The organism is Gordonia sp. YY1 (assembly GCF_009872315.1).
In the GTDB taxonomy this organism is placed as follows: domain Bacteria; phylum Actinomycetota; class Actinomycetes; order Mycobacteriales; family Mycobacteriaceae; genus Gordonia; species Gordonia amicalis.
Genome location: NZ_WXYI01000005.1, coordinates 65,333 through 90,635 on the forward strand (window position 1 = coordinate 65,333; position 25,303 = coordinate 90,635).

Consider the following 25,303-nt stretch of genomic DNA (forward strand, 5'->3'; position numbering starts at 1 on the left):
CGGGGCCGGTCGTCTGGCGGATCTGGGTCGGCTCGTACGCCGGTTCGACCGGGGCGATGACGGTGTACGGCGCCTTGATGATGCTCGTCGCCGAGTCTGCTGCGGGGCCGGCGTCCGGGTCGTCGGACAACGCCGCGCGGGCAGCACGAGCCAGCTCTCGCGCCGATCCGTAGCGTTCGGACGGTTCGGCGGCGAGACCTGTCCGGAGGACAGCATCCATCGCCCCCGGGACGTCGGCGTTGACCGAGCTCGGCGCCGGCGCGGGCGACAGGACCGCTGCCTTGATAGCGGCGCTCACGGTCTTCGCGGGATGCGGCACCTGGCCGGTGAGGCACTCGAACAGCACGCACGCGAGGCTGTAGATGTCGCTCGCCGGACCGGGCGACGCCGCGTCGAACAGCTCGGGCGCCATGTACGCGATCGAACCGACGGCGGTACCCGTCTGCGTGAGGTGCGTGTCGTCGGCGCCGTAGGCGATACCGAAATCGACGAGGTAGGCGAAGTCGTTGGCATCGACGAGGACGTTCTCCGGCTTGATGTCCCGGTGCATCAGCCCCTCGGTGTGGGCGGCATCGAGTGCCGCGGCCACCTGCTCGACGATCGAGACCGCCCGTGCCAGCTCGAGCCGCGTCTCGCGGCTGAGCAGGGCCCGCAGGTCTTCGCCGGCGACGAGGCGCATGTCGATGAAGAGCACGCCGTCGATCTCGCCCCAGTCGTGGATCGGGATGACGTGTGGCTCACCCAGTCGCGCCGCGGCGTGCGACTCCCGGCGGAATCGCTCCTGGTACATGGTGTTCTCCGCGCGACCTGGGTTGAGCAGCTTCAGCGCGACGGTACGGTCCTTGGCGGTGTCGTATGCCCGGTAGACCTCTCCCATGCCGCCCCGCCCCAACAGCGCGTCGAGACGATAGGGCCCGAACTGCGTGCCGACCCGGCTTCCTGACATACCGAGCAGCATAAGCCGACCGACTGACACTTCTCTGTCGCCCGGACGATCGCATTCGGACGCCGACGGCGACCGATGACTACGCTGAGCACCATGCCCTCGCTGACCAAAGGCCAGAACGGCCCGCTGTCGACCTCCCAGATCGTCGTCTCCGTCGAACTCGCGACCGCCACCGACGTGTCGGCACTGCTGGTGACCGACCGCGGCGTCGTGCGCAGCGACAACGACTTCGTCTTCTACAACCAGCCCACCGGTCCGGGTGTTTCGTTGCAGCAGGCGCCCAACGGTCCGGCGCGACTGCACATCTCGACCAACGAGATCCCCGCGGACATCGACGCCGTCCGTGCCGTCATCACGCTCGACGACACGAGCTCCACGTTCGGCCGGTTCGCGCCGCCGATCGCACGGGTGACCGATGGCGGCGGGCGCGAACTCTACGACTTCACCGTCACCGGCCTCACGTCGGAATCCGTCGTCATCGCCCTCGAGGTCTACCGGCGCAACCTCGACTGGAAGGTGCGCGCCGTCGGGCAGGGATATGCCGGCGGGTTCGCCGATCTCGTCCGCGACCACGGTGTCAGCGTCGACGAGGAGCCGACTCCCGCACCCGTGCAGACCACGCCGACCTATTCGCCGCCCGCCGCTCCCCCACCTGCGCCGACTCCCCCGCCTGCTCCCACGCCGCCACCCGCTCCACCTCGGGCACCGGAGATCAGCCTGAGCAAGGACCGTCCGGTCAGCCTCACCAAGGGCCAGAAGGTCACGCTGCGCAAGGAGGGTGGCGTCAAGCTCACCAACATCCGCATGGGCCTCGGCTGGGACCCGGTACGCGGAGGATTCAGCCGCGGCGGGTCGATCGACCTCGACGCGTCGGTGCTGATGTTCTCCGGCGGCCAGTGCGTCGAGACCGTGTACTACGGCCACCTCAACAGCAAGGACCGTTCGGTCCTGCACTCGGGCGACAACCTGACCGGCGAGGGCGAGGGCGACGACGAGGTCATCCGCGTTGCGCTGCAGTCGGTTCCGGCCCGTATCGACGCACTGATGTTCATCGTCACGTCCTACCGCGGCCACACCTTCGAGAAGATCGAGAACGCCTACTGCCGTCTCGTCGACGAGACGACGTCAGCCGAACTCGCCCGCTACACCCTCAAGGGCGGCATGCCGTTCACCGCCGTCGCGATGGCGGTCATCAGCCGCGACGGCGATGAATGGAAGCTACGGGCGATCGGCGAGGGATTCGACGCCAAGACACCGAAGAAGGCGCTCTCACACGTGGGCAAATACCTGTAGAAGAGCAGATCAGATCACGCCGTGCAGCGGCGGATCCTCCCCACGGAGCAGCCAGCGCCCGATGTGCTGGTACTTCCACCGGACCGGATCGTGCAGAGTGTGCGTCCGGGCGTCACGCCAGTAGCGATCGAGCCCCGTCCCGGCCGCGGCACTGCGGGTTCCGCTCACCTCGAAAAGCGCCGACGCGACCGGCGTCGCGACCCGGTCGGCCACGGCCTTGGCACGCGCCACCGCGATCGACGCCTCGGCGACGAGTTCACGCGGCGCGCCTGCCGAGCCGTCGACGGCCTCGTCGACCTTGCGACCCGAGGCGACGAGCATCGCCTCGGCAGTCGCGACGTCGACCTCTAGTTCACCGAAACGCTGGACCACCAACGGATCGTCGACCGCCCGGTCGACACCCGCCTCGAACCACGGACGGGCCTTGGTCCGCACGAACTCGACCGCCGCGGTCAGCGCACCCCGAGCGATGCCCACATCGATCGCGACGTGGAGCAACTGCGCGTACGCGCCGTACGCGGTGGGTGCCGACGTCGCCGACGCGCGCGCCACGAGGTCGGCCGCGGTCACTCCGACACCCGAGAATCGGACGGTTCCCGAACCGGTCGTCCGCTGTCCCACGGCATCCCAGTCGTCGATGATCTCCACACCGGGCGCATCCGCGGGGATGAAGGCCACATATTCGCCCGGTGCGAGGTCGCCGGCCGCCACATCGAGCTTCGCCAGGACGGCGAGCGTGTGCGCGAACAGCGAACCCGTGCAGTAGAACTTCTCACCCTCGAGGACGTACCGCCCACCGTCGCCGTCGATCGGGGTCAGACGGGTCGAGATGTCCGCGATGGTCTTGCCGCCCCGCTCCGACTGCGCGTTGGCCACCCGGCCACCGGCCAGGACATCGGTGAAGATGCGCTCGGCCAACGTATCTCCCGCGGAGAGGCGCACCAGGTTGAGGTAGACGAAATGACTGTGCGGGATCTGCGCAATGCTGGGATCGGCGGCGGCAAGTATCGAGACGACCTCGGCCAGCACACTCGGCGACACGTCGAGCCCACCGAACCGTGCGGGCACCGTCAACGCGAGAAGACCCGACGCCGACAGCCGATCGATCTCGGCGAACGGCAGGCGGCGGTCGCGATCGCGCTCGACTGCACCGGCCGCGAACGTCGCAGCGAGTTCCCGTGCGACGGAAAGAGCTTCGGCCGTCGATTGGATCCGGCTCGCCGATTCGGGTCGGGCCTGACCTACAGCCGTCACAGAACTGCTGCGGGGGTCAGCGATGCCTCGAGTTCGCGCACGAGCGGGAGCACCTTCTCGCCGAAGTACTCGATCTCCTCCTGGAAATGCAGGAAGCCGCCGAGAATGAGGTCGACGCCGAGACGCTTGTAGGCGACGATGCGCTCCGCGATCTGCTCCGGGGTACCGATCAGCTGCGTCTTGAAGCCGTCGTTGTACTGGACGAGGTCCTCGAACTTCGAGTCCGCCCACATGCCCTTCTTGTCACCGGTCGAGTTGCCGGCCTGCTGTACGGCATCCCGGAAACCTTCCACCGCAGGACGATTCGCCTTCTCGACGATCTCGCGCAGGGTGTCGCGGGCTTCCTTCTCGGTGTCGCGGGCGATGATGAAGCCGTTGAGGCCGAACTTCACCGAACGGTTGTGGGACTGCGCGACGGCGCGCAGGTCGTCGAGCTGCTCGGTGACGCCGTCGAAGTCCTTGCCGTTGGAGAAGTACCAGTCCGCGAAGCGGCCGCCGTTGCTGCGGGCCGCGGTGGAGTTGCCGCCCTGGAAGAGCTCCGGGTTCGGACGCTCGGGGGTGTTGAGCGGTTTCGACTTCAGCGTGAAGTCGTGGATTCGGTAGAAGTCCCCGCGGTAGTCGACGTTGTCCTCGGTCCAGATCTTGCGGATGACCTCGAGGAACTCGCCGCTGCGGCGATAGCGCTCGTCGTGTTCGAGCCACGGCTCACCGAGGTGGGTGAACTCGTCCTTGAACCAGCCGCTGACCACGTTGATCGCGAAACGGCCCTTGGACAGGTGGTCGGCGGTGGCGCCGAGCTTGGCGAGGACCGCCGGATGCCACAGGCCCGGATGCACGGCGGCGATCACCTTCAGCCGCTGCGTCGCGAGCAGCAGGGCGAGGCTGAAACTGGTCGACTCGTGCTGGTATTCGGCGCCGTAGCTGGCCTCGTAACGTACCTGCGAGAGGGCGTACTCGAAGCCGTTGTTCTCCGCGGTCTGGCGAGCTTGATGTTGTAGTCATAGTCCCAGCTCGTGCGCTGTTCGATGGTGCTGGTGACCAGGCCGCCACTGACGTTCGGCACCCAGTAGGCGAACTTGATCTGGTCCGCGATGGATTCGGTGGACATGGTGTTACCTCCGCAGGTGGATTCTCAGGGTGGAACGTGGATCGATCAGGACGATGCGGCCTGCAGGCGCGGCAGGAACGCGGTACGGACCTCTTCGCTCGGACGGGCGTCGGCCGCGTCGAGCAGACCGCGTCGAGCCAGCGCGGGTCGGACGCCTTCACCGAAGTGGTAGGCCTCCTCGAGGTGCGGGTATCCGGACAGGATGAAGTGGTCGAGTCCGAGGGCCGCGTACTCGCCGATCAGCTCCGCGACCTCGTCGTAGGAACCGACGAGCGCGGTGCCGGCACCGCCGCGCACCAGGCCGACGCCGGACCAGACGCCCGGGTGGATCTGTAGCGAGCGCGGGTCGGTCGAACCCTCGAAAGCTGCTCCGCGACCATGCAGTTCGGACATACGACGCTGACCTTCCGACTCCGACTGCGCGAGGTTCCGCTGAGCGGCGGCGACCTGAGCGGGATCGAGATTGTCGAGAAGGCGTTCCGCCTCGGCCCAGGCCTGCTCGGAGGTCTCCCGGGCGATGACGTGGAAGCGGATGCCGTGATCGAGCGTCCGGCCCTGCGCAGCGGCGAGTCCGTTGATCCAAGCGATCTTCTCGGAGACGGCTTCCGGCCGCTCGCCCCAGGTCAGGTAGGTGTCGGCATATCTGGCTGCCACGTCACCCGCGGCCGGCGATGAGCCGCCGAAGAAGACCGGCGGGGTCGGGGTCGGGCGACGGCCGAGCAGCGCGTTCTCGACACGCAGGTGCTTGCCGACGAAGTCGACGGGCTCCTCGTCGGTCCACAGGCGGCGGATGATCTCCAGGTACTCCGCGCAGCGCTCATAGCGCGCGTTCTTGGCCAGGAAATCGCCGAAGGCGCGCTGCTCACTGGACTCGCCACCGGTGACGACGTTGATCAGGAGACGGCCTTCGGAATGCCACTGGAAGGTCGCCGACATCTGGGCGGCGAGCAGCGGGGAGATGAGTCCGGGACGGAAGGCGATCAGGAACTTCAGGCTCTCCGTCGCGTCGATGAGTGCCGCAGTGGTCAGCCACGCGTCCTCACACCACAGTCCCGCCGGGGTCAGTACCGCTTCGAAGCCGTTGATTTCGGCCGCGGCCGCGAGCTGCTTGAGGTATCGAAGGTCGGCCGGCCGGTCCCCGTTCATCTGGCTGCCGTGCCCGCCCGCGATCAGGTTGCGGGAGTCACCGTAGGTGGGCAGGAACCAGTGGAAATGCAGAGACACCGCGGAGGCACCTTTCGTCGTGGAGCAGAAGGGGTGGAGCGGCAGGTGCGATCGGCAGCGCAGACCGAAGGACCCGCGCTGCGACACACATGTCGGCCACAGTGTCGAACACCGGCGAGACACCCGGCCACAGTTGAAATCTCTGTGACGCCAAGTGGACAACGGTCCGCAGAGTTCGGTAACGACTGCGTTCACGCAGGTCACGGGCAGGACGACGGTCGCATGCGCGTCACCGAGCCGGTCACGCCCTAATCAGAGGGACGCCCTATTCAGACGGACGCCACTGCCCCATGCCGAGGAAGACCATCACCAACTGGCGTTCGGTGCGCTCGACGATCTCCTTCTCGACGCCGCGTCCGCGATACTCGCCGTCGAGCAGATCGGCGACCGCGGTCAGCATGATCGTGACGATGAGTTCGGCGGCGATCTCGAGGTCCTCGGGTTGCCAGGGCGCGAGGTCCGGAATCCGGGCGAGGTCGATGGTCAGCTCTTTGGAGAAGAGGCGGAGCTCGGTGTCGATGGCGCGGCGGATCTCCGCGATGCCGCCGTGCTGCTCGCGGATGAGGAAACGGAACTGCGACTCGTTCTCGCGAACGTGACGCAACAGGATGTCGAGGGAGTTCTTCGCGGTCGGCATCGCCTCGCGAGCCGCGAGATCGCGCCGACCCTCCCGGAGTGCGCGACGCAGAACCCGCATCGAATCCTCGACGACGGTGACCCCGAGGTCCTCCATCGAGGCGAAGTGCCGGTAGAACGCCGTGGGCACGATCCCCGCACCGCGGGCGACCTCGCGCAGGCTGATGCTGCCGAAGCTGCGCTCACCGACCAGGGACCTCGTCGTGTCGAGGAGCGCCTGGCGCGTCTGGTTCTTCTTGTCCGCACGCGTCTGCGCATCGCGCTGGTTCGAACTCCGCGTGCGTGTCACAGAGTCGAGTGTATTCGCCCGCGCGTGCCGCCCGGACCGCGACCTCCCATCGACAGTGACGGCCATCACATGGATTTCCGCTTGACGCTCCCGGGCGGCCACATGTCACACTCGTTTGTGTACACATGTACACCGAATCATGCGAACGGAGCCCTTTCATGAGCATCCGCACACCCCAGACCCCGTCCCGGGGCACCGCCGCCGGCAGCCCCGGCCGCTGGAACCGCCTGGTCGGATCGATCGTCGAGGCGGCACTGTCCCCGCATCCGGTCGACCGCTATCTCGAACTGCTCGACCCCATGCTCACCTGGCGCGACCTGCGCGGCGAGATCGTCCGGGCCGAGCAACCGACCCCCCGCACGGTGCGTCTCACCATCGGTCCGACCCGCCAGTGGCGAGGACACCGCGCCGGACAGTTCGTGCAGCTCAGCGTCGTCATCGACGGTGTTCGGCACACCAGGTGCTTCTCTCCGGCAAACGCCGCCACCGGCCCCGACGGCGACATCGAACTCACCATCACCGCCAACGACGACGGCCTCGTCTCCAAGCATCTGGTCGCACACGCCCGTCCGGGTGACGTCGTCGGACTGTCCCAGGCCGACGGCGATTTCGTATTGCCGGAGACCGACCCCACCTCGGCCGTCTTCATCAGCGGCGGCAGCGGCGTTACACCTGTGCTCTCAATGTTCAGGACTCTGGTGGCCCGAGGGTACGCCGGACCGATCACTTTCGTGCATTACGCTCGCACGGCCTCGGAGGTCGCCTACCGCGACGAACTCCTCGCGCTGGCCTCCGCACATCCCAACGTCGACCTGCGGGTACACCACACCCGTGACGATCGCGACGGTCACTTCACCGCCGCGCACCTCGACGACGTCCCCGGTGTGGTCGACGCCGACGTCTTCGTCTGCGGACCGCGGGCCCTGATGGATGCCGTCGCCGAGGTACATGGCGCGCTCGGCATCTCGCAGCCACTGCACAGCGAGGCGTTCACTCTGACCCCGACGACAGCCGTCGACCCGGATTCGGTCGAGGGCGAACTCACGTTCTCCCGGTCGGGCACCACGGCGACCAACGACGGTCGCCCGATCCTCGACCAGGCCGAGGCCGCCGGGCTCACCCCGGAGTCCGGTTGCCGCATGGGGATCTGCTTCTCGTGCACCGCCGTCAAGAAGTCAGGGTGCACCCGCAACGTGCTAACCGGCGAGACCGACACCGAGTCCGACACACAGATCCAACTGTGCATCAACGCCCCGGTCGGCTCCGTCGACATCGAACTCTGACGGTCGGCGATCACCCGATCCCGCTGACCACCACCCATCCCGCTCCTACCAAGCAGGAGGCACACCATGACCATCGACATCGAAAAGGCCGCCCCTGAGGCGCCCACCAAGAACCTGCCGGCCCTGCGCGCCGCCGAGAAGCCCTCGGACAACAACACACCCGCAGACCCCAACACCGTGGTCCTGTCCTATGAGCAGGTCGAGGCCCTGGGACGCGACCTCGACGAACTGCGCTCCCGCATCGTCGCCGATCTCGGCCAGAAGGACCGCGACTACCTGTACTCCGTCATCCGTGCCCAGCGAGGATTCGAGATCGGTGGTCGCGCACTGATGTACCTCGGGTTCTTCCCTCCGGCGTGGGTCGCCGCCGTCGGCGCACTCTCGGTGTCGAAGATCCTCGACAACATGGAGATCGGCCACAACGTCATGCACGGCCAGTACGACTGGATGCGTGAGGACACCTACAACTCCCGCGAATTCGAGTGGGACACCGTGTGTCCGGCCGACCAGTGGAAGCACAGCCACAACTACCTGCACCACACGTTCACCAACATCATCGGCGAGGACCGCGACATCGGTTACGGCATCCTGCGGATGGCGCGTGACCAGAAGTGGAATCCCTACTACCTGGGCAACCTCGGCTATGCGACCGCCCTCATGCTCCTCTTCGAGTGGGGCGTCATGCTCCATGACCTGGAGGCGGAGAACGTGATCCAGGGCAAGCGCAAGTGGAGTGACATCAAGGGCCTGGTGAAAGGCATGTGGCGCAAGGCAGGCCGGCAGGTCCTCAAGGACTACGTCGTCTTCCCGGCGCTGACCGGCCCGCTGTTCGTTCCGACGCTCGTCGGCAACGCCGCCGCCAACCTGGTGCGCAACGTCTGGACGTACTCGATCATCTTCTGCGGCCACTTCCCCACCGGGGCACAGACTTTCACCTCGGAGGAATGCCAGAACGAGACCCGCGGCCAGTGGTACCTGCGGCAGATGCTCGGCTCGGCCAACATCACCGGCAGCCCCCTGTTCCACATCATGAGCGGCAACCTGTCCCACCAGATCGAACACCACCTGTTCCCGGACATCCCGGCGAGCCGCTACCCGACGATGTCCGCCGAGGTCCAAGAGATCTGCGAGCGCTACGGATTGCCGTACAACACCGGCTCGCTCAGTCACCAGCTGGCGTCGACCTGGAAGAAGATCGCAAAGCTGTCGCTGCCCAACTGGATGACCCGCGACGACGACGATCTGACCGTCATCGTCGAGCGCGAGAAGCCCGTTTCCGCTGCCTGACCAGCGCATTTTAGGAGTCGTTTGATCGGCTGGTCCCGGGGGTACCCTCGGGACCAGCCGCACGTACGGCCGTGCGCGAACACTCACACGCGGGGACACATACCCTTCAGAACCCAGGGGGTTAGAGATGGTCGACGGCATCGAACGCAACAAGGACCTGTTCCAGGAACTGATCGAGTCGACGGCCACGCATGTCGGCCGGATCGCGACGATCATCACCGGCGCCGTAGCCGGTGTCACCCGCGAGATCGGGGAGATCGTCACCGACGGGTTCGAGATGCGTGAGGCCGCACGCAGGGCAAAGGCCGACGAGCGGGCCCGAGGCGGCGATTGGGAGATCATCGACGCCGAGTTCGCCTACGCGGAGGCGATCAAAGACGCCGACATGCCGGCGCCGTTCTCCGAATCCGAGCAAGCACGCAAAGTGACAGGAGTGGACATGGACGAGGCCCCCGACCGCATCGACGTCGGCGAGCAGACCGGAATCGACCAGGAGGGCGAGATCTCCCGTGAGGCCGAACTCGCCAACGACGGCGGCGTCACGGATCAGGACGAACCCGACGTAGCCGACCCGCGGGAGATCGCGGCCGAGGAACCCCGCATCGCACCTGACACCGATCATTTGTGAGACAGAACTCACCTCTGTTGCGATCTGGGTGAATACAACCTTTGCCAAAGCGCGGGCTCACCCGTAACTTGGTCCTGGTTTTCCTAGTTCATGGAGGTTCTGTCGATGTCGGTGCGTGAGGTTCTCACCTTTCCCAACCCCGTGAACGACTACGCGGCCCGGACCACCGCCGGCCTGGTTGTCGTCCTCGCGATCATCGCGGTCGCGGTCAACGAACCGATCGTCTACGGCGTACTGGCCCTCGGCTTCGCGCTGCGCGTGGTGTCGGGTCCGACGCTCTCCCCGTTCGGTCAGCTCTCGGTGAAGTTCATCGTCCCGAAGATCGTCCGCAAGGAGAAGCTCGTCCCGGGTCCGCCGAAGCGTTTCGCCCAGGCCATCGGCCTGGTGGTCAGCGGCGTCGCGTTCGTGCTCAGCCTGTTCGGTTTCGGCCTGGCCGCACAACTCGCCACCGGCATCCTGATCGCCGCCGCGACACTCGAATCGGTCTTCGGATTCTGCCTCGGTTGCACCATCTTCGGTTTCCTGCAGCGTGCGGGCATCATCCCCGAGTCGGTCTGCGAGGCGTGCAACAACATCTCGCTGCGGAACCCCGCAGCCGTCTGACACGCAAACCCACCTCTTTTCGGCAGAATCACCACCCCGCGGGGTGGTGATTCTGCCGAAAACGGGTGGGTATCCGCTCCCTGAGGAGCCCGGAGCTTGCGGAGGGCGTCTCGAAGGGTTAGTCCTTCACCGCGCGGTCGGGCACGGTCATCGCCATCATCATGATCTCGGTCTCGCTGTAGTCCCGGCCGGGATGTTCGGCCGCCAGATGGGCCTGGACCTTGGGGACGAAGTCGTCCTCGAGTGCGGTGATGGACTCGCCACAGGGGCAATGCAGGTTGTATGCCATGCGTCACATCTTATCGGGCCGGCCGCTCAGTCCAGAATGCCCAGCGCGATCCCGTCGAGGATGTCGTGTTCGCTGACGACGAGTTCGGCGATACCCGCGCGTTCGGACAGCACCCGGGCCAACTCCAGCGTGACCAGCGATCCCCCGCCGATGACGTCGACGCGACCGGGGTGCATCGGCCCCAGCGCGGCACGATCGGCGCGCGTCATGCCGATGAGGTCCCAGCACACGCGGTCCAGGTCGGGCAGCGAGATGCGCGAGAGGTGGATCTTCTCGGAGTCGTACTCGGTGAGTCCGGCGCCGAGCGCGGCGAGCGTCGTCATCGTCCCGGCAACGCCGACCCACGTGCGGGCCGACTCCACCGGCACCCGCGCAAAGGCCTCCGCCAACCGCTCTGCGGCGAACGCCTGGGCCGCGGCGATCTCGTCGACGGTCGGCTGGTCCGACGGCAGGGTCCGTTCGGTCAGGCGCACACACCCGATGTCCGCGGAATATGCGGCGTGGACACCGTCGGCGTCACCGAGTACCACCTCGGTCGACCCTCCGCCGAGATCGGTGACCACGAAAGGTCCACTGGCGGGGTCCAATTCGCCGACGGCACCGCGGAACGACAGCCGGGCCTCCTCGTCACCCGAGATGACCTCGGCGATCGCGCCGTCGGACACACAGCCCAGCAGATCCGCGGTCATCGCGAAGAACTCGTCGCGGTTCGACGCGTCGCGGGTCGCCGACGTCGCGACCATCCGGACCTTCTCGACGCCCAGCGATTCCATCGTCGTGACGTAGTCGGCGAGCGCGATGCGGGTACGTTCGATCGATTCCGGCGCGAACTGTCCCGTGGCGTCCACGCCGTAACCGAGTCGCACGATCCGCATTTCGCGATGCAGGTCGACGAGGCGACCGTCCTCCCCCGGCCGAGCGATGAGCAGACGGATCGAGTTGGTACCGCAGTCGACGGCACCGACGATCGTCACGCGTCGTCTCCAGAGGGATCCGTCGGCGGCAAGGTCTCCGGCCAGTCGGCGGGAATCGCGCTGCCGCGCAACCCGTTGGCGGCCGCGAGGGCGACCGCTTCGTCGCCGAATGGGTTGAGTCCCGGCCCCTTGGCCAACGAGTGCGCGATCAGCACGTGCAGGCACTTCACCCGATCCGGCATCCCGCCGCCGGTGAAGTCGGTGCCGAGCGATTCGATGGCGTCGCGTTCGGCCAGGTAGTCCTCGTGCGCGCGACGGTATGCGGCCGCGAGTTCCGGGTCCGACGACAACCGCGCCGTCATTCCCTTCATGACCCCGGCCGATTCCTGTCGGCTCGCCTCGGCGGTCAGCCGCGGATCGGTCAGGTAGTACAGCGTCGGGAACGGGGTGCCGTCGGGCAGCCGCGGCGCGGTCTTGACCACCGCCGGCTGACCGTCGGGAGTGCGATAGCTGATCTCGATGACCCCGCGCGGTTCACGCCCCAGCTGGGCTGCGACGGTGGCGAGGTCGTCTTCGGACACGCTCACGGTCTCTGACCTCACTGCGCGGCGGGCGGAGTCGACAGGGTGTCCCAGAGGTTGCCGTACCAGGGCGCACGCGCGCGCTCCTCGGCTCGTTCGGCGGCCTCGCGGCGGGCCTCGTCGGCGGGGAACAACATCACGAGCGGAATCTCTCCTGGTTTGACGAATTGCAGACGCGTCCGCGCCTGGGCCTCGATGTAAGCGGGGTCGTTCTGCTCGTTGACCTTCTGCTGGTAGTCGGCGACCTCGCGCCGCAGCTGTTCGTTCGACGCGGTGAGCTGCCGGAACTCCGAACGCTGACTGAAGTAGGTGCGCAGCGGCATGGCCAGCGTGAGGGCCACCACGCAGACCACGACGACGGTGATGACGAGCGTTGCGACCGTCGCCGGGGTCATCTCGAGCCGGCGGAGTCGAGCACCCAGTCCGGACCGCATCCGCCCGCGGGATGCGGTCGGGCGGGGTCGTGTGGTGACTCGCTCCCCGGACGGGGCCGGGGTGTCGGCGGCGCTGTCCTGGCTCTCGGCCGCCGCGTCGTCGCTGATCAGCTCCTGCTCACCGGTCTCGACGACCGAGACCGGTGACACAGGTCGGGCCGGCCGGCCGGACCGATCGTGTCGTCGCGTGCGACGGGCGTCGCGTACACGCGGGTCGACCTTCCGGTCCCGCGCACGCTGACGCCCGTCACCGCGGTGACGTCGATCAGAAGCCATGAAGACAGCTAATCACGAACCAAACGAGAAACGCGGGAAGGCGAGGTCGCCCGCGTAGCGTGCCGCATCGCCGAGACCCTCTTCGATGCGCAGCAGCTGGTTGTACTTGGCGACGCGCTCGGAACGAGCGGGCGCGCCGGTCTTGATCTGGCCGCAACTGCAGGCGACGGCCAGGTCGGCGATGGTGGTGTCCTCGGTCTCGCCCGATCGGTGGCTCATCATCGACTTGTAGCCGTTGTTGTGCGCGAGAGCGACCGCGTCGAGGGTCTCGGTCAGCGTGCCGATCTGGTTGACCTTGACCAGCAGCGCGTTGGCGATGCCCTTCGAGATGCCCTCTTCGAGGCGCTCGGGGTTGGTGACGAACAGGTCGTCACCGACCAGCTGCACCTTGTCGCCGATCGACTCGGTCAGCTTGGCCCAGCCGGCCCAGTCGTCCTCGGACAGACCGTCCTCGATCGACACGATCGGGTAGTCGGAGATGAGCTTCTCGTAGAACGCCACCATGTCGTCGGCACCGAACTCCTTGCCCTCGAGCTTGTAGGCGCCGTTCGAGTAGAACTCGGTCGACGCGGCGTCGAGCGCGATGACGACGTCGCGACCGAAGTTGTAGCCGGCCTTGCCGACGGCCTCACCGATCACGGCGATCGCGGCCTCGGTGTTCGGCAGGTCGGGGGCGAAGCCGCCCTCGTCACCGAGCGCGGTGTTCAGGCCCTGCTTGTTCAGCACCGACTTGAGCGCGTGGTAGACCTCGGCGCCGCAGCGGAGGGCTTCCTTGAAGGTGGGAGCGCCGACCGGGGCGATCATGAACTCCTGGAAGTCGATGCCGTTGTCGGCGTGCTCACCGCCGTTGATGATGTTCATCATCGGGACCGGCAGGATGTGGGCGTTGGGGCCGCCGATGTAACGGAACAGGGGCAGACCGGCCGACTCGGCGGCGCCCTTGGCGACCGCGAGTGACACGCCGAGCAGAGCGTTGGCGCCGATGCGGCTCTTGTCCGGGGTTCCGTCGCAATCCAGCAGTGCCTGGTCGACGAGACGCTGTTCCTCGGCCTCGATGCCGATCACCGCGGGGGCCAGCTCGCCGAGGACGCCCTCGACGGCCTTGGTGACACCCTTGCCCAGGTACCGCTCGCCACCGTCACGGAGCTCGACGGCCTCGTGTTCCCCGGTGGATGCGCCCGAGGGAACGGCGGCGCGGGTGAAGGTGCCGTCGTCCAGGACGACCTCGACCTCGACCGTCGGGTTTCCCCGCGAATCGAGAATCTCGCGCGCACCTACCTGCTCGATGATTGCCACGACTGAACTCCGATCTCGGTGGACGTGCCGGCTGTGATGCCGGTCGGTAGGTCAAAGAGTAGTGGCTGCCCCCACGGTGCACGAGACAAGGTCTCGGGCCACGGCAGCAACCGTCCGGATCCCGGTTACCAGCCGGGCGTCACAGAGTCAGAATCGAACATTGATGGAGTAGGCGTTGGCGTGATCGCGTACGTCGAGGACGTATGCCATCGAGTTGTTGTATCGGCGGATGGCCTTCTCCCACCCTTCGGCGACGGTCATGTCGTTGCCCGACGAGACGCACAGGTAGCGGGCCGCGGAGAGGGCCGCGTCGTCGATGTTGTCCGGGTCCGGAACACCGTCCCCGCTGGCGTCCACGCCGTAGCGCTTCCACGTCTCGGGGATGAACTGGAACGGCCCCATGGCGCGATCGTGGGTGGAGTCGCCGTCGAGACCGCCGCCGTCGGAGTCACGGATCTCCATATTGCCCTTGGTGCCGTCGAGCTTGACCCCACGGATCGGCGGGCTGACGTCGCCGTTGGCGGCGACATCGGAACCACGGTAGTGCCCGTGTTTGCTCTCGACACCTGCGATTCCGGCGAGGGTCGTCCACGCGAGGCCGCATTCGGGGTGCTGCTGGCGCTGGATCTCGGCGGCGTTGCCGTAGGCCTGCAGGGACACGACCGGGATGCCGGTCGACTTCGAGATGGGCTCGGCCCACTCGCGCATCTTGTCGGCGGTCCGGCCGGGTGCGTTGATGTCGATGTAGGGCTGCGGCACCCCGGCGCCGGGCGGGATGCCCTCGGGAATGTCCGGCCTGTTCAGCGACGGGAGGTCGATGCACGCGGAGAGCAGCACCGACGATGCGATCGCCACGACACCCGCCACGAGCCCACTCCTCCACGAGCGACGATTCCGCCCCCGACCCACCACACCCATTCCCCGTTCCACTCCTGTCTCAGGTCTGGAGCGAGCCGATGCCCGCCCGAGCGACCACGATCGCACATGTCGCCGCATGCTCTCCTCCGCAACACACAGCGACAACACACAGCGACCGGTCACTCCCAACAACTGTTGACGGCCGGGTTCGGTTCCCGACGATCCGTCAGGATGCCGGCACGGCGTCGCCCACCGTGCGGAACCCGATGTTGCTCGCCGTCGATTTCGGGGTGTTCGACGACCGTGCGGCGACGCGATATCGGTTGCAGTACGAGTCGTGGCAGAGATGGCTGCCGCCGCGCAGGACGCGCAGGGTGCCCCGAGCCGGCCCGATCGGGTCGATGGCTTCGGAGGTCCGATAGTACCGGGCGCTGAACCGGTCGGCGCACCACTCCCAGACGTTGCCCACGCACTGGAAGAGGCCGTAACCGTTGGGTTCGAAGCTCCGCACGTCGACGGTGCCGACGTGCCCCACCGGACGGTCAGGGAAAGCGCCGCGGAAGATGTTGCAGCGCAGGTTTTCCGGACTCGGATGAGCGTCACCCCAGGGATACCGCCCACCGTCCAGGCCGCCGCGTGCGGCGTACTCCCACTGTGCCTCGGTGGGCAACCTCCGACCCGACCACTCACAGTAGGCGAGCGAGTCGTCGTGGCTCACGTGCACGACGGGATGGGTGTCCTTGCCGGTCAGGTCGCTGCCCGGTCCCCCGGGATGCCGCCACGACGCACCGGGTATGGCCAGCCACCATGGGGTTTCGGCGACCGCCTCGCCGGGCTCGGTGGCGTAGCTGCGAAAGACCGCCGAGAAGCCGGTGCGCTCGGCGTCGGTGGCGTATCCGGTCGCGTCGACGAAAGCGGCGAAGGCGGCGTTGGTCACCGACGTGACATCCACCGAGAACGCGCCGAGCTCGACGCCGTGGACCGGGACCTCACCGTCGGTGCGATAGCCCTCGTCGTGCGCGTCGCCCATCATGAATCGCCCGGCGGGAACATCGACCGTCGCCACCCCGTGCCGGCCCCGCTCCCCCGCCGACGGACGGCATCTCTCGTCCGAACGAGTTCCCGCGGGTTCGGGCGCGGGTGGGTGGCAGCAATTCACCTCCCCATGATGCCGTCCGCGATGATCCCTCGATCCATCAGCGCACCGAGGACCAGGGAGGCCAGCCGGTCGATGTCGGCGCCGGTGGTGTCGAACCGCAGATCCGGGTTCGCCGGGCTCTCGTAGGGTGCGTCGATGCCGGTCAGGCCGCGCAATTCCCCCCGACGTGCCCGTTCGTACAACCCCTTGGGGTCGCGACGTTCGCATTCGCTGACCGGGGTCGAGATGTGCACCTCGATGAACTCCAGGTCCGCGGCGCGGTGGAGTTCCCGCGCGATCTCCCGATCCGACCGCAACGGCGACACCATCGACGCGATCGAGATGACCCCTGCATCGGCGAAGAGTCGCGCGACATGACCGACGCGGCGGATGTTCTCCGCGCGGTCGCCGGCCGAGAACCCGAGGTCGTCGGAGATGCCGTGACGGATGTTGTCGCCGTCGAGCAGGTAGGCGACCCGGCCGCGGCTGACGATGGCACGTTCGAGCGCCACCGCCACGGTCGACTTGCCCGACGCGGGTAACCCGGTGAGCCATACCGTCGCTCCGCGCTGACCGGTGTGCGCCCAGCGTTCGGCGCGTGCCAGCGAACTCGGATGCCACTTGATGTCGTTGCGAGTCGCCTTGCCGGGAACGACCTCCCGCGGTTCGAGGATCGTGCCCGCGCCGACGGTGTCGTTGGACGCCTCGTCGATGAGGATGAAGGCGCCGGTGTCGCGGTTCGCCTCGTACGGGTCCGCCGGGACCACCGACGACGTCCGGAGCGTGATCGTCCCGATGTCGTTGAGTATCAACTCACTCGGGCCCACATGCTCGATCAGGGTGTCGGGGTCGAGGCGACGTTCCAGCGACTGGACGGTGGCACGCACCGTCGACGGCCCGTGTTTGAGCGCGACGCGATCACCCGCACGCAGCGGCGACGTCGACAGCCAGCACACGTGGGCGTCGATCTCGCGGGCGAGCACCGGATCGTGCGCACCCTCGGCTCCGCTGACCACGATGTCGCCGCGTCCGATGTCGATGTCGTCGGCGATCTGGATGGCCACCGAGAGCGGTGCCACCGCAACCTTTCTCGTCTCGTCGAGAGTGTCGAGTGCGGTGACCGTGGACCGGCTGCCCGAGGGCAACACGACGATCTCGTCACCCACCTGTAGCGTCCCCGACGCCAGTCGTCCGGTGTAGGTACGCCGGTGGGATTCACTCGGCCGCGACACCCACTGGATCGGCAGGCGCAGTTCCTCGGTCACCGGTGCGGGCGCATGCAATTTGACGTTCTCGAGGTACTCGAGGAGCGTCGGACCGTCGTACCACGGGGTGTTCGTCGAGCGGTGCACCACATTGTCGCCGTGCTTGGCGGCGACCGGCACGGCGATGATCTCGTCGATGCCGAGTTGTACCGCAAGTTCGGCGAGGTCGGCGCGGATCTCGTCGAACCGGCTTTGCGAGAAGTCGACCAGGTCGATCTTGTTGACCGCCGCGACCACGTGAGGGACACCGACGAGGGTCGCGATGCGCGCATGGCGTCGGGTCTGCCGAAGCAGGCCGTGCCGGGCGTCGACCAGCAGCACTGCCACGTGGGCGTTCGACGCCCCGGTGAACATGTTGCGGGTGTAGCGCTCGTGTCCGGGGGTGTCGGCCAGGACGTAACTGCGTGTGGGCGTTGAGAAGAACCGGTAGGCGACGTCGATCGTGATGCCCTGCTCGCGCTCGGCGCGCAGACCGTCGGAGAGCGCCGCGAGGTCGACGTCGCCGTCACCGTCGGTGACCGCTTCGAGGTGGTCGGTGGGCAGACTCCCGGTGTCGTACAGGATGCGGCCGATCAACGTGGACTTGCCGTCGTCGACGCTGCCTGCGGTCGCGATGCGGAGGAACTGCCTTGTCGCGGTGGAGATTCGATCGCCGGTGTCGGCTGTCTGCGGATAGGTGATGGTCATCAGAAGTACCCTTCGCGCTTGCGGTCTTCCATGGCGGCACTCGACGTGCGGTCGTCGGCGCGGGTCTCACCGCGTTCGGAGACCGTCGCCTCGCTGATCTCGGCGATGATCTCGGCGATCGTGGTCGCCGTCGAGCGGACCGCACCGGTGATCGTCAGATCCCCGACCGTGCGGTAGCGCACCCATTCGGTGGTCACCTCTTCCCCATCCCGGGGCTGCGAGAACTCCGAGACCGACAGCAGGATCCCGTCCCGTTCGAAGACCTCACGCTCACCGGCGAAGTAGATCGACGGCAGTTCGAGGTTCTCGAGTTCGATGTAGCGCCAGATATCGGTCTCGGTCCAGTTCGACAGCGGGAACACGCGGACGGACTCACCACGTCGGATGCGCCCGTTGTACAGCGACCATGGCTCGGGCCGCTGCGCGCGCGGGTCCCACTGGCCGAACTCGTCGCGAAAGCTGAAGATGCGCTCCTTGGCCCGGGCACGTTCCTCGTCACGTCGGGCACCGCCGAAAGCTGCGTCGAAGCCGCCCTTCTCGAGTGCATCGAGGAGCGTACGGGTCTGCAGTCGGTTACGCGATCCCGACGGGTCCGTGGACTCGGCGACGCGGCCGGAGTCGATGGACTCCTGCACCGAGGCGACGATCAGCTCGATGCCGTCGGGGTTGTCGGCGCTGGGTGCGACGCGGCGGTCGCGGAACTCGATGACCTCACCGAAGTTGTGGCCGGTGTCGACGTGCATGATCGGAAAGGGCAGGGGCGCCGGACGAAACGCCTTCTCCGCGAGGCGGAGCAGCACGATCGAGTCCTTGCCACCGGAGAACAGCAGCACCGGTCGTTCGAGTTCGGCCACCACCTCCCGGATGATGTGCACCGACTCGGCCTCCAGGACCCTGATCGCGGTGACGTGATCGATGTCGTCGGTCGTCTTCTCGGCTGTCGTCACAGCGGGTATCCGTTCCGTTCGGCGTCTTCTCGGTATCGCTGGGCCCATTCCTTGGAGCGCGAGTTGGACTGTGGTTTCAGCGGTGGCGGCGGTGCCAGGCCAGGATCCTGACCGATTCTCTCGAGCACCCGCGCGGCGGCTTTGGTGGGATCGTTCACGAGGTCGCGGAACTCGATGTCGAGGGGTTCGATGCCCTCCTCGGCAAACCAGTTGCGCCACTGACGTTCCTGCTCGCGGAGGATGCCCGCGAGATGCGCGATCCCCTCCGCGTGATACACCGCGCCGTCGTCACCGTCTCCGTCGGAGCCGTCGTTGCGCCACACCCGGGTCTGCACCGCACGCCACATCGAAACCGCCTGCGGCACCACGTCATCGCGATACACATGGACGTACAGCGGGTCGGCGCCGTCGAATATCCATCGAATCGCAGTCCGCAACGATCCCGAACCCACCCGGCTGCGCGCGACCAGCAGTGGCGTCTGGTTCCACATGAGCTTCCCGCCCCACACGCCGTTGTCGCTACGGCCGGCCTCGAGGACATCGGCGCGCCAGGTCTCGGCGTCGCGGGTGTCGACCGTGCCGGGATCGATCGGGGCGAGGAGTCCGAGGATCGTCGGGTCGGTGACACCGGCGAACCATTCACGTGGTTGCGGCGACTGCGACGACGAGGCGAAGTACTGGAAGAACTCTTCGGGCGTTCCCGCGACGCCGGTCGCCGACAGCGACTCGACGAGCAGAGTGCTACCGCTGCGCTGACTCGCGCACACCAGATAGTTCGACGACACCGCAGCGGGCGTTCCTGACATGAACGATGAGTCTATAGATCCGAAAACACGTCGCAACCTGGGTTTTTAGGCGCAGCGAGGCGAAAACTCTTGACACCGGGCACCTGTCGTGAATGTCCGGCGCCCGCCCGGCCGTGGGTTCAGCGGTCCCCCGAGGTGATCTCCCCGGCCAATTCGCGACGCGAGCCTTGTGGACGACGGGAGGGCAGTGCCTCCTCCCGGGGCTCCACCTTCGCCGCCTTGGCATGGAAGGCTTCCATGAACCGTCGGGCGATGGCGGTACCGGTGGCCTCGTCGGGAAGGTCGTCACCGGTCTCGGCCCGCCACGCGGACAGCGTCGCACGCAGCCCGGCATAGGACGGATCGTCGGCGACATTGTTGCGCTCATACGGATCGGAACGCAGGTCATAGAGCTCGATCCGCGGCCGGTCCTGTTGAATCGCTTCGGAATCGAGTGATCGCGCCGACAGGCTGTCGGCGATGTCGAGCGGAAGCAGGAGTGCCGGGCGGGCGGCGAAGTTCTCGATGTAGCTGTACTCCTTGGTGCGCACGGCGCGGATCGGGTCGAAGGCGTCGTGATAGGTCTTCTCGGTGAAGACCTCGGTCCGCACGGCGGCGGCCGGGTCCCGGCGAGGCATCTCGACAGGCGATTCGGTGAGCGCCGCTGCATGGGAGTCGCCGTCCACGTCCTCGGGGATCTCGACTCCGAGCAGGTCCAGCAGGGTCGGGGTCAGGTCGACACCCGAGAACAGGTCGTCGTAGACCTGCGGCTCGATCTGCCGCTCCGTCGGCGGCCGCATGATGAGCGCGACGCCGGTGCCCTCGGCGTACAGCGTCGACTTCGCGCGCGGGAACGCCAGCCCGTGGTCGGTGATGAACACGATCCATGTCGTGGAATCCAGTCCCAGCTCGGCGACGGTGTCGAGCAGGCGCCCGACGGCGGCGTCGGCCTTGGTGATGGAACCGTGCAGACCCGCGAGGTCGTCGCGGACGTCATCGGTGTCGGGCAGGAACCCCGGGACGGCGATGCCGCCGGTGTCGGACGGCTTGTACTCGTCTGCCGGATACGGCCGATGGGTCTCGAAGAAGCCGGCGGTCAGGAAGAATGGCCGATCCTCATCGGCGTGGCGTCGTCGGAGCCAGTGCTGGGATTGCTCGACGACGTAATCGCATCGCGAGTCCGAGACGTCGACCGAGTCGAAGCCGAGCCGCTGGGGATCCGCGCTCTCGTGCTGCATCCCGAACAGCGCCGACCGATAGCCCGCGTCGGCGAGCAGCGATGGCAGTGTCCGCACGTCCGCGCGGTACTCGAACCCGTGGTGCGCGAGCCCGACGAGCCCGTTGCTATGGGGGTAGCGTCCGGTGAACAGCGAACCGCGGGCCGGCGAGCACAACGGCGCGGTGGAGTGTGCGTCGGCGAAGCGGATGCCGTCGGCGGCCAGCTGATCGAGGGACGGCGACTCGACACCGTCCGCTCCGTAACACGTCAGGTGGCGTCCCAGGTCGTGCCAGTGGATCAAGATGACGTTCTCGCGTGCCATGCCCCCATGATGACGCAGGTAGTCGGCCGCACGGTCGCCACACCGCCCCGCGATCTCGACATACCGCACACGGCAGTGACCTAAGAATTGAAATCACCGTGCGCCGAATTCGGACACGGACGATGAGGCGAGCCACTCGTAGGGCCATGTGCCCTACGCGGCATCCCACCCGGGGTCTACTCTCTCTATGGCTAGCCTTACAGAACAAATCGGTGCCGCAGGGCGCCGAGGAGATGGACCACCGAGTGGATTACATATCGGCATTTGCCTCCAGCGGCACGTCTTTCCTCGCTGCCGGCGGGGGCCCTTCGATCTACACCCAGATGTTCGGCAGCGCCCTCATCGGTCTCCGCGAGGGTCTCGAGACCGGCATCGTGGTCATGGTCCTGGTCGCGTTCGTCGTCAAGACCGACCGCCGGGACGCCCTGAAGTGGATCTGGGCGGGCGTGGGTGCGGCGATCGCGATGACCCTCGTGGTGTTCCTCGTCATCCACTTCGGCACGTCGACGATGACGCCGCTCGCCGCCGAGACCATCGCCGGCGTCGCATCGTTGGTGGCGGTCGGAATCGTGACGTTCATGGTGCTGTGGATGAGCGAGGCCTCGTCCCACATCTCCGCCGACCTCAAGAGTGGGATGTCGAAGGCGCTCCTCGCCGGCGGCGCGTCGGTGCTGGGTCTGGCGTTCCTGGCCGTCGGACGTGAGGGTTTCGAGACCGCGCTGCTGATGGTCGGCTATGCCGAGAGTGTGTCCGGCGGGTTGTGGCCCCTGCTCGGACTCGTGGTCGGAATCCTCGCCGCCGTCGTGCTGACGGTGCTGATCTACCGCGGCGCCATCCGGATGAACCTCTCGGTGTTCTTCACCTACACAGGTCTGTTCCTGATCGTCGTCGCCGCCGGAATCCTCACCTACGGAATCCGCGCGCTGCAGACCGTGGGCTGGCTACCCGGTCTCGGCAACATCGCGTTCGACGTCTCCGGCACCTACGACGCCTCCTCGTGGTACGGGACCGTCCTGGGCGGCATCTTCAACGTGCGGCCGGATCCGACGGTGCTGCAGGTGCTCGTCTGGATCGTCTACGTGGTCGTGGTGACCGCGATCTTCTTCGGCCGCCAGCGAGCCGGTCGGCGGGCCGTCGCCCAGAGGACCCGAACCCCCGACGAGAGCCCCGCACCTGCGGGGCCCACCCCCGAAAGGAATCCTCAGTGAACCGTAGAACCGTGGTGGCCGCATCTGCGGCCGCGGTGGTGCTCACCCCCATCTTGCTGACCGGCTGTACCGAGAAGAGCAGCGCCGAGGGCGCGATCGCGGTGACCTCCACCGCCGACGCCTGCGAGCTGGCTTCCACCCAGGCCACGACCGGGAACGTCGACTTCACGGTCACCAACTCGGGCAACAAGGTCACCGAGTTCTACGTCTTCGGAAACAACAACCGCGTGCTCGGCGAGGTCGAGAACATCGGCCCCGGACTCTCGGGGAGCCTGACCGTCGAGATCGTCGAACCCGGCACCTACACCGTCGCCTGCAAGCCAGGCATGGTCGGCACCGGCATCCGTGCCGAGCTCGAGGTCGGCGGTGAACGGAAGGAGAAATCCGGCGCCCCGGCCGACGTGACGGCCGCCAAGGCGCAGTACCTCGAATACGTCCGCAATCAGCTGAACACACTGCACGCCCAGACGACGACGTTCGTCGACAACATCAGGAAGGGCGATCTCGACGCCGCGCGAGCGCAATTCGGCCTCGTCCGCACGCCGTACGAACGGATCGAGCCGGTCGCCGAGTCCTTCCCCGACCTCGATCCCGCCGTCGACATGCGGTGGGACGACACCGAAGACGGCTCCCAGCCGTTCACCGGATTCCATCGCATCGAACGCTTCCTGTGGCCGCCGCAGCCGGCCGAGATCGGCGATGCGCCCGGGCAGATCACCCCGTCGGATGCCGCGAACGCCAAGGAGACCGACAACCCGCAGGCCATCGCCGGGATCGCCGACGGTCTGCTCGCCAACGTCACCAAGCTTCGCGACGAGGTCAGCAAACCCGACTTCGAGTTCGAGACACTTTCGTTCGTGAAGGGCCCGCAGGCGCTGATCGACGAGGTCGCCGCCACCAAGGTCGACGGCGAGGAGGACCGCTACTCCCACACCGATCTCTGGGACTTCGCGGGCAACCTCGACGGTTCGGAAACCGCGATCGCGACGCTGCAGCCGATCATCGCCGCCAAGAACCCGGCGCTGATGGACAAGATCACCGCTCAGTTCGCGACGGTGCGCGCCTCGGTCAACTCCTACCGCGACGGTGACGGCTACGTGTCGTACACCGAGGTCACCCCGGAGCAGCGCAAGGAACTGTCGAATCAGATCGACGCACTGTCGGCCACCCTGTCCCAGGTACCAGGAATCGTGTTGCAGCAATGAATGATCCGGCTCCCCGCCCCGACGACGCACAGACCACCGAACCCGTGAGGCGCACGACACGGCGCGGTCTGTCGCGTCGTGCGATCCTCGGCGGGACCGGCGCCGGGTTGCTCGTCGCCGCGGGCGGGGTGGCCGTCGGGCGCGCCACCACCCCGGCACCGTCAGCCGATCACGTGGTCGAGTTCCGGGGTCCGCGCCAGGCCGGCATCATCACCGCCGCCCAGGATCGTCTGCATTTCGCGAGTTTCGACGTGGTCACCGACAACCGGGACGAACTCGTGTCCGTGCTGCGCCGCTGGACCGAGGCCGCCGAACGCATGACCCGTGGTGAAGAGACCGTCGCCGACGGCGCCACCGGACTCGGCGAGTACACGCCACCGGAAGACACCGGAGAAGCGTTGGGACTGAGCGCCTCTCACCTGACCCTCACGATCGGGTTCGGACCCGGACTCTTCGGTCCCAGCGCGTCGGCTCCCGACCGTCCCGATCGGTTCGGGCTCGCCGACCGTCGACCGCCGGCGCTCGTCGACCTGCCGATGTTCGCGGCCGAGAAGATCGAACCCGCACGGTCGTACGGCGACATCTGCGTGCAGGCCTGCGCCGACGATCCGCAGGTCGCGGTCCACGCGATCCGCAACCTGGCGCGGATGGCCGTGGGCGTCATGTCGGTCCGCTGGTCGCAGCTCGGGTTCGGCCGGACGTCGTCGACGACGCAGTCCCAGGACACACCTCGAAACCTGTTCGGATTCAAGGACGGAACGGCGAACCTGCGCGCCGAGGACACCGACCTCCTCGACCGCTGGGTGTGGGTGGGTCCCGAGGACAATCCACCGGCGGCGCAGTGGATGACCGGCGGCACCTACCTCGTCGCCCGCCGCATCCGCATGGACATCGAACCGTGGGACCGCGCCAACCTCTTCGAGCAGGAGCAGATCATCGGCCGCACCAAACGGTCCGGTGCACCGCTGGGCAAGTCCGGCGAGTTCGACGACCCCGACTTCGCGATCACCTCCGGGGGCACACCGGTCATCGCGCGGAACTCCCATGTGCGGCTGGCGCATCCGGACAACCTCGGTGGCGTGCGGATTCTTCGCCGCGGCTACAACTTCACCGACGGCTCCGACGGATTCGGTCACCTCGACGCCGGCCTGTTCTTCATCGCCTTCAACCGCGACACCGGCAAACAGTTCGTCCCCATGCAGCAGATCCTGTCCCGTCAGGACGCGATGACCGAGTACCTGATCCCCAACGGCTCGTCGACCTTCGCCATCCCACCGGGCCTCGAGCCCGGCGAGTGGTGGGGGCAGCGACTTTTCGAGTGAGGTCCT

Annotated in this window: 23 protein-coding genes and 1 pseudogene; 8 read left to right on the forward strand and 16 right to left on the reverse strand. The window is 67.2% G+C overall.

All coding sequences use genetic code 11. The annotated features are described in order from the left end of the window. Positions 1 to 946, reverse strand: a 946-nt coding sequence (locus BPODLACK_RS08925; RefSeq protein WP_236577644.1) for a serine/threonine-protein kinase, incomplete at its 3' end; no start/stop codon positions are given. Positions 947 to 1,039: 93 nt separating this feature from the next. Here BPODLACK_RS08925 and BPODLACK_RS08930 point away from each other — a divergent pair. Beyond that, positions 1,040 to 2,239 (forward strand): TerD family protein, encoded by a 1,200-nt coding sequence (locus BPODLACK_RS08930; RefSeq protein ID WP_024497794.1) that lies wholly within the window; start codon positions 1,040 to 1,042, stop codon positions 2,237 to 2,239. Between the two features lie 9 nt (positions 2,240 to 2,248). Here BPODLACK_RS08930 and BPODLACK_RS08935 read toward each other — a convergent pair whose 3' ends face one another. The 4 genes and pseudogenes from BPODLACK_RS08935 to BPODLACK_RS08950 form a co-directional block, all read right to left on the reverse strand. Next, on the reverse strand, positions 2,249 to 3,493 hold the full coding sequence (locus BPODLACK_RS08935; protein WP_006434343.1) for an SfnB family sulfur acquisition oxidoreductase: 1,245 nt from the start codon (positions 3,491 to 3,493) through the stop codon (positions 2,249 to 2,251). Then, positions 3,490 to 4,601, reverse strand: a pseudogene (gene sfnG, locus BPODLACK_RS08940) (dimethylsulfone monooxygenase SfnG). Before sfnG ends, BPODLACK_RS08935 begins: the two are co-directional and overlap by 4 nt. Positions 4,602 to 4,646: 45 nt before the next feature. Then, a complete protein-coding gene (locus BPODLACK_RS08945) occupies positions 4,647 to 5,825 on the reverse strand; it encodes an LLM class flavin-dependent oxidoreductase (protein WP_024497797.1) in 1,179 nt (392 codons plus the stop codon). 265 nt (positions 5,826 to 6,090) lie between these two features. Beyond that, complete coding sequence (locus BPODLACK_RS08950) at positions 6,091 to 6,750, reverse strand: TetR family transcriptional regulator (RefSeq protein WP_159405114.1); 660 nt, start codon at positions 6,748 to 6,750, stop codon at positions 6,091 to 6,093. 158 nt (positions 6,751 to 6,908) lie between these two features. Between BPODLACK_RS08950 and BPODLACK_RS08955 the strand changes: the two genes are divergently transcribed. The 4 genes from BPODLACK_RS08955 (at position 6,909) to BPODLACK_RS08970 (ending at position 10,551) form a co-directional block, all read left to right on the forward strand. After that, complete coding sequence (locus tag BPODLACK_RS08955) at positions 6,909 to 8,033, forward strand: ferredoxin reductase (protein ID WP_159405115.1); 1,125 nt, start codon at positions 6,909 to 6,911, stop codon at positions 8,031 to 8,033. Between the two features lie 66 nt (positions 8,034 to 8,099). Continuing rightward, positions 8,100 to 9,320 (forward strand): fatty acid desaturase family protein, encoded by a 1,221-nt coding sequence (locus BPODLACK_RS08960; RefSeq protein WP_159405116.1) that lies wholly within the window; start codon positions 8,100 to 8,102, stop codon positions 9,318 to 9,320. A 127-nt stretch (positions 9,321 to 9,447) separates the two neighbouring features. Further along, complete coding sequence (locus tag BPODLACK_RS08965) at positions 9,448 to 9,948, forward strand: hypothetical protein (RefSeq protein ID WP_159405117.1); 501 nt, start codon at positions 9,448 to 9,450, stop codon at positions 9,946 to 9,948. Between the two features lie 105 nt (positions 9,949 to 10,053). Beyond that, entirely contained in the window at positions 10,054 to 10,551 is a 498-nt protein-coding gene (locus tag BPODLACK_RS08970; RefSeq protein WP_159405118.1) for a DUF4395 domain-containing protein, read from the forward strand. A 118-nt stretch (positions 10,552 to 10,669) separates the two neighbouring features. On the opposite strand, the gene BPODLACK_RS23290 is transcribed toward BPODLACK_RS08970, so the two are convergent. From BPODLACK_RS23290 to BPODLACK_RS09020, 11 genes are all read right to left on the reverse strand, one after another. Beyond that, entirely contained in the window at positions 10,670 to 10,840 is a 171-nt protein-coding gene (locus BPODLACK_RS23290) for a hypothetical protein (protein ID WP_182156268.1), read from the reverse strand. A 26-nt stretch (positions 10,841 to 10,866) separates the two neighbouring features. Beyond that, positions 10,867 to 11,814, reverse strand: coding sequence for a Ppx/GppA phosphatase family protein (locus BPODLACK_RS08975; RefSeq protein ID WP_159405119.1), 948 nt, complete (start codon positions 11,812 to 11,814; stop codon positions 10,867 to 10,869). Continuing rightward, the gene (locus BPODLACK_RS08980; protein ID WP_159405120.1) at positions 11,811 to 12,341 is read right to left on the reverse strand and encodes a DUF501 domain-containing protein; all 531 of its coding nucleotides are present in this window, start codon (positions 12,339 to 12,341) and stop codon (positions 11,811 to 11,813) included. The genes BPODLACK_RS08975 and BPODLACK_RS08980 overlap by 4 nt, the downstream gene beginning before the upstream one ends. A gap of 11 nt (positions 12,342 to 12,352) precedes the next feature. Then, a complete protein-coding gene (locus BPODLACK_RS08985) occupies positions 12,353 to 13,045 on the reverse strand; it encodes a septum formation initiator family protein (RefSeq protein ID WP_159405121.1) in 693 nt (230 codons plus the stop codon). 12 nt (positions 13,046 to 13,057) lie between these two features. Continuing rightward, positions 13,058 to 14,341 carry a phosphopyruvate hydratase gene (eno, locus tag BPODLACK_RS08990; RefSeq protein WP_159405122.1) on the reverse strand — a complete coding sequence of 428 codons (1,284 nt, stop codon included), beginning with the start codon at positions 14,339 to 14,341 and terminating at the stop codon, positions 13,058 to 13,060. A gap of 147 nt (positions 14,342 to 14,488) precedes the next feature. After that, positions 14,489 to 15,259, reverse strand: coding sequence for a lytic transglycosylase domain-containing protein (locus tag BPODLACK_RS08995; RefSeq protein WP_159405123.1), 771 nt, complete (start codon positions 15,257 to 15,259; stop codon positions 14,489 to 14,491). Between the two features lie 166 nt (positions 15,260 to 15,425). Next, complete coding sequence (locus tag BPODLACK_RS09000; RefSeq protein ID WP_268895959.1) at positions 15,426 to 16,265, reverse strand: formylglycine-generating enzyme family protein; 840 nt, start codon at positions 16,263 to 16,265, stop codon at positions 15,426 to 15,428. Positions 16,266 to 16,354: 89 nt separating this feature from the next. Continuing rightward, positions 16,355 to 18,289: an adenylyl-sulfate kinase gene (gene cysC, locus BPODLACK_RS09005; protein WP_159405125.1), complete on the reverse strand. Its 1,935-nt coding sequence runs from the start codon at positions 18,287 to 18,289 to the stop codon at positions 16,355 to 16,357. Beyond that, positions 18,289 to 19,236: a sulfate adenylyltransferase subunit CysD gene (cysD, locus tag BPODLACK_RS09010; protein ID WP_159405126.1), complete on the reverse strand. Its 948-nt coding sequence runs from the start codon at positions 19,234 to 19,236 to the stop codon at positions 18,289 to 18,291. The genes cysC and cysD overlap by 1 nt, the downstream gene beginning before the upstream one ends. Then, positions 19,233 to 20,042, reverse strand: a complete 810-nt coding sequence (gene stf0 / locus BPODLACK_RS09015) for a trehalose 2-sulfotransferase (RefSeq protein ID WP_159405127.1) — start codon at positions 20,040 to 20,042, stop codon at positions 19,233 to 19,235. The genes cysD and stf0 overlap by 4 nt, the downstream gene beginning before the upstream one ends. Positions 20,043 to 20,161: 119 nt before the next feature. Further along, the gene (locus BPODLACK_RS09020; RefSeq protein WP_159405128.1) at positions 20,162 to 21,562 is read right to left on the reverse strand and encodes a sulfatase family protein; all 1,401 of its coding nucleotides are present in this window, start codon (positions 21,560 to 21,562) and stop codon (positions 20,162 to 20,164) included. Between the two features lie 233 nt (positions 21,563 to 21,795). Here BPODLACK_RS09020 and efeU point away from each other — a divergent pair, with 233 nt between their 5' ends. Genes efeU through efeB form a run of 3 tightly spaced genes read left to right on the forward strand, consistent with a single transcriptional unit; the run spans position 21,796 to position 25,297 of the window. Continuing rightward, the gene (gene efeU, locus BPODLACK_RS09025) at positions 21,796 to 22,770 is read left to right on the forward strand and encodes an iron uptake transporter permease EfeU (RefSeq protein WP_201450606.1); all 975 of its coding nucleotides are present in this window, start codon (positions 21,796 to 21,798) and stop codon (positions 22,768 to 22,770) included. Then, positions 22,767 to 23,975: an iron uptake system protein EfeO gene (efeO, locus tag BPODLACK_RS09030; RefSeq protein WP_159405130.1), complete on the forward strand. Its 1,209-nt coding sequence runs from the start codon at positions 22,767 to 22,769 to the stop codon at positions 23,973 to 23,975. The genes efeU and efeO overlap by 4 nt, the downstream gene beginning before the upstream one ends. Then, positions 23,972 to 25,297, forward strand: coding sequence for an iron uptake transporter deferrochelatase/peroxidase subunit (gene efeB / locus BPODLACK_RS09035; protein WP_159405131.1), 1,326 nt, complete (start codon positions 23,972 to 23,974; stop codon positions 25,295 to 25,297). Before efeO ends, efeB begins: the two co-directional genes overlap by 4 nt. The last annotated feature ends 6 nt before the right edge of the window (positions 25,298 to 25,303 follow it).

Coding starts and splice junctions, on each gene's coding strand:
- stf0 (WP_159405127.1), bottom strand. CDS start 20,042: ATGTCAGGAACGCCCGCTGCGGTGTCGTCGAACTATCTGGTGTGCGCG.
- BPODLACK_RS08970 (WP_159405118.1), top strand. CDS start 10,054: ATGTCGGTGCGTGAGGTTCTCACCTTTCCCAACCCCGTGAACGACTAC.
- BPODLACK_RS09020 (WP_159405128.1), bottom strand. CDS start 21,562: ATGGCACGCGAGAACGTCATCTTGATCCACTGGCACGACCTGGGACGC.
- BPODLACK_RS08965 (WP_159405117.1), top strand. CDS start 9,448: ATGGTCGACGGCATCGAACGCAACAAGGACCTGTTCCAGGAACTGATC.
- BPODLACK_RS08930 (WP_024497794.1), top strand. CDS start 1,040: ATGCCCTCGCTGACCAAAGGCCAGAACGGCCCGCTGTCGACCTCCCAG.
- BPODLACK_RS08985 (WP_159405121.1), bottom strand. CDS start 13,045: ATGGCTTCTGATCGACGTCACCGCGGTGACGGGCGTCAGCGTGCGCGG.
- efeU (WP_201450606.1), top strand. CDS start 21,796: ATGGACCACCGAGTGGATTACATATCGGCATTTGCCTCCAGCGGCACG.
- BPODLACK_RS08960 (WP_159405116.1), top strand. CDS start 8,100: ATGACCATCGACATCGAAAAGGCCGCCCCTGAGGCGCCCACCAAGAAC.
- efeB (WP_159405131.1), top strand. CDS start 23,972: ATGAATGATCCGGCTCCCCGCCCCGACGACGCACAGACCACCGAACCC.
- cysC (WP_159405125.1), bottom strand. CDS start 18,289: ATGACCATCACCTATCCGCAGACAGCCGACACCGGCGATCGAATCTCC.
- BPODLACK_RS23290 (WP_182156268.1), bottom strand. CDS start 10,840: ATGGCATACAACCTGCATTGCCCCTGTGGCGAGTCCATCACCGCACTC.
- BPODLACK_RS08955 (WP_159405115.1), top strand. CDS start 6,909: ATGAGCATCCGCACACCCCAGACCCCGTCCCGGGGCACCGCCGCCGGC.
- BPODLACK_RS08995 (WP_159405123.1), bottom strand. CDS start 15,259: ATGGGTGTGGTGGGTCGGGGGCGGAATCGTCGCTCGTGGAGGAGTGGG.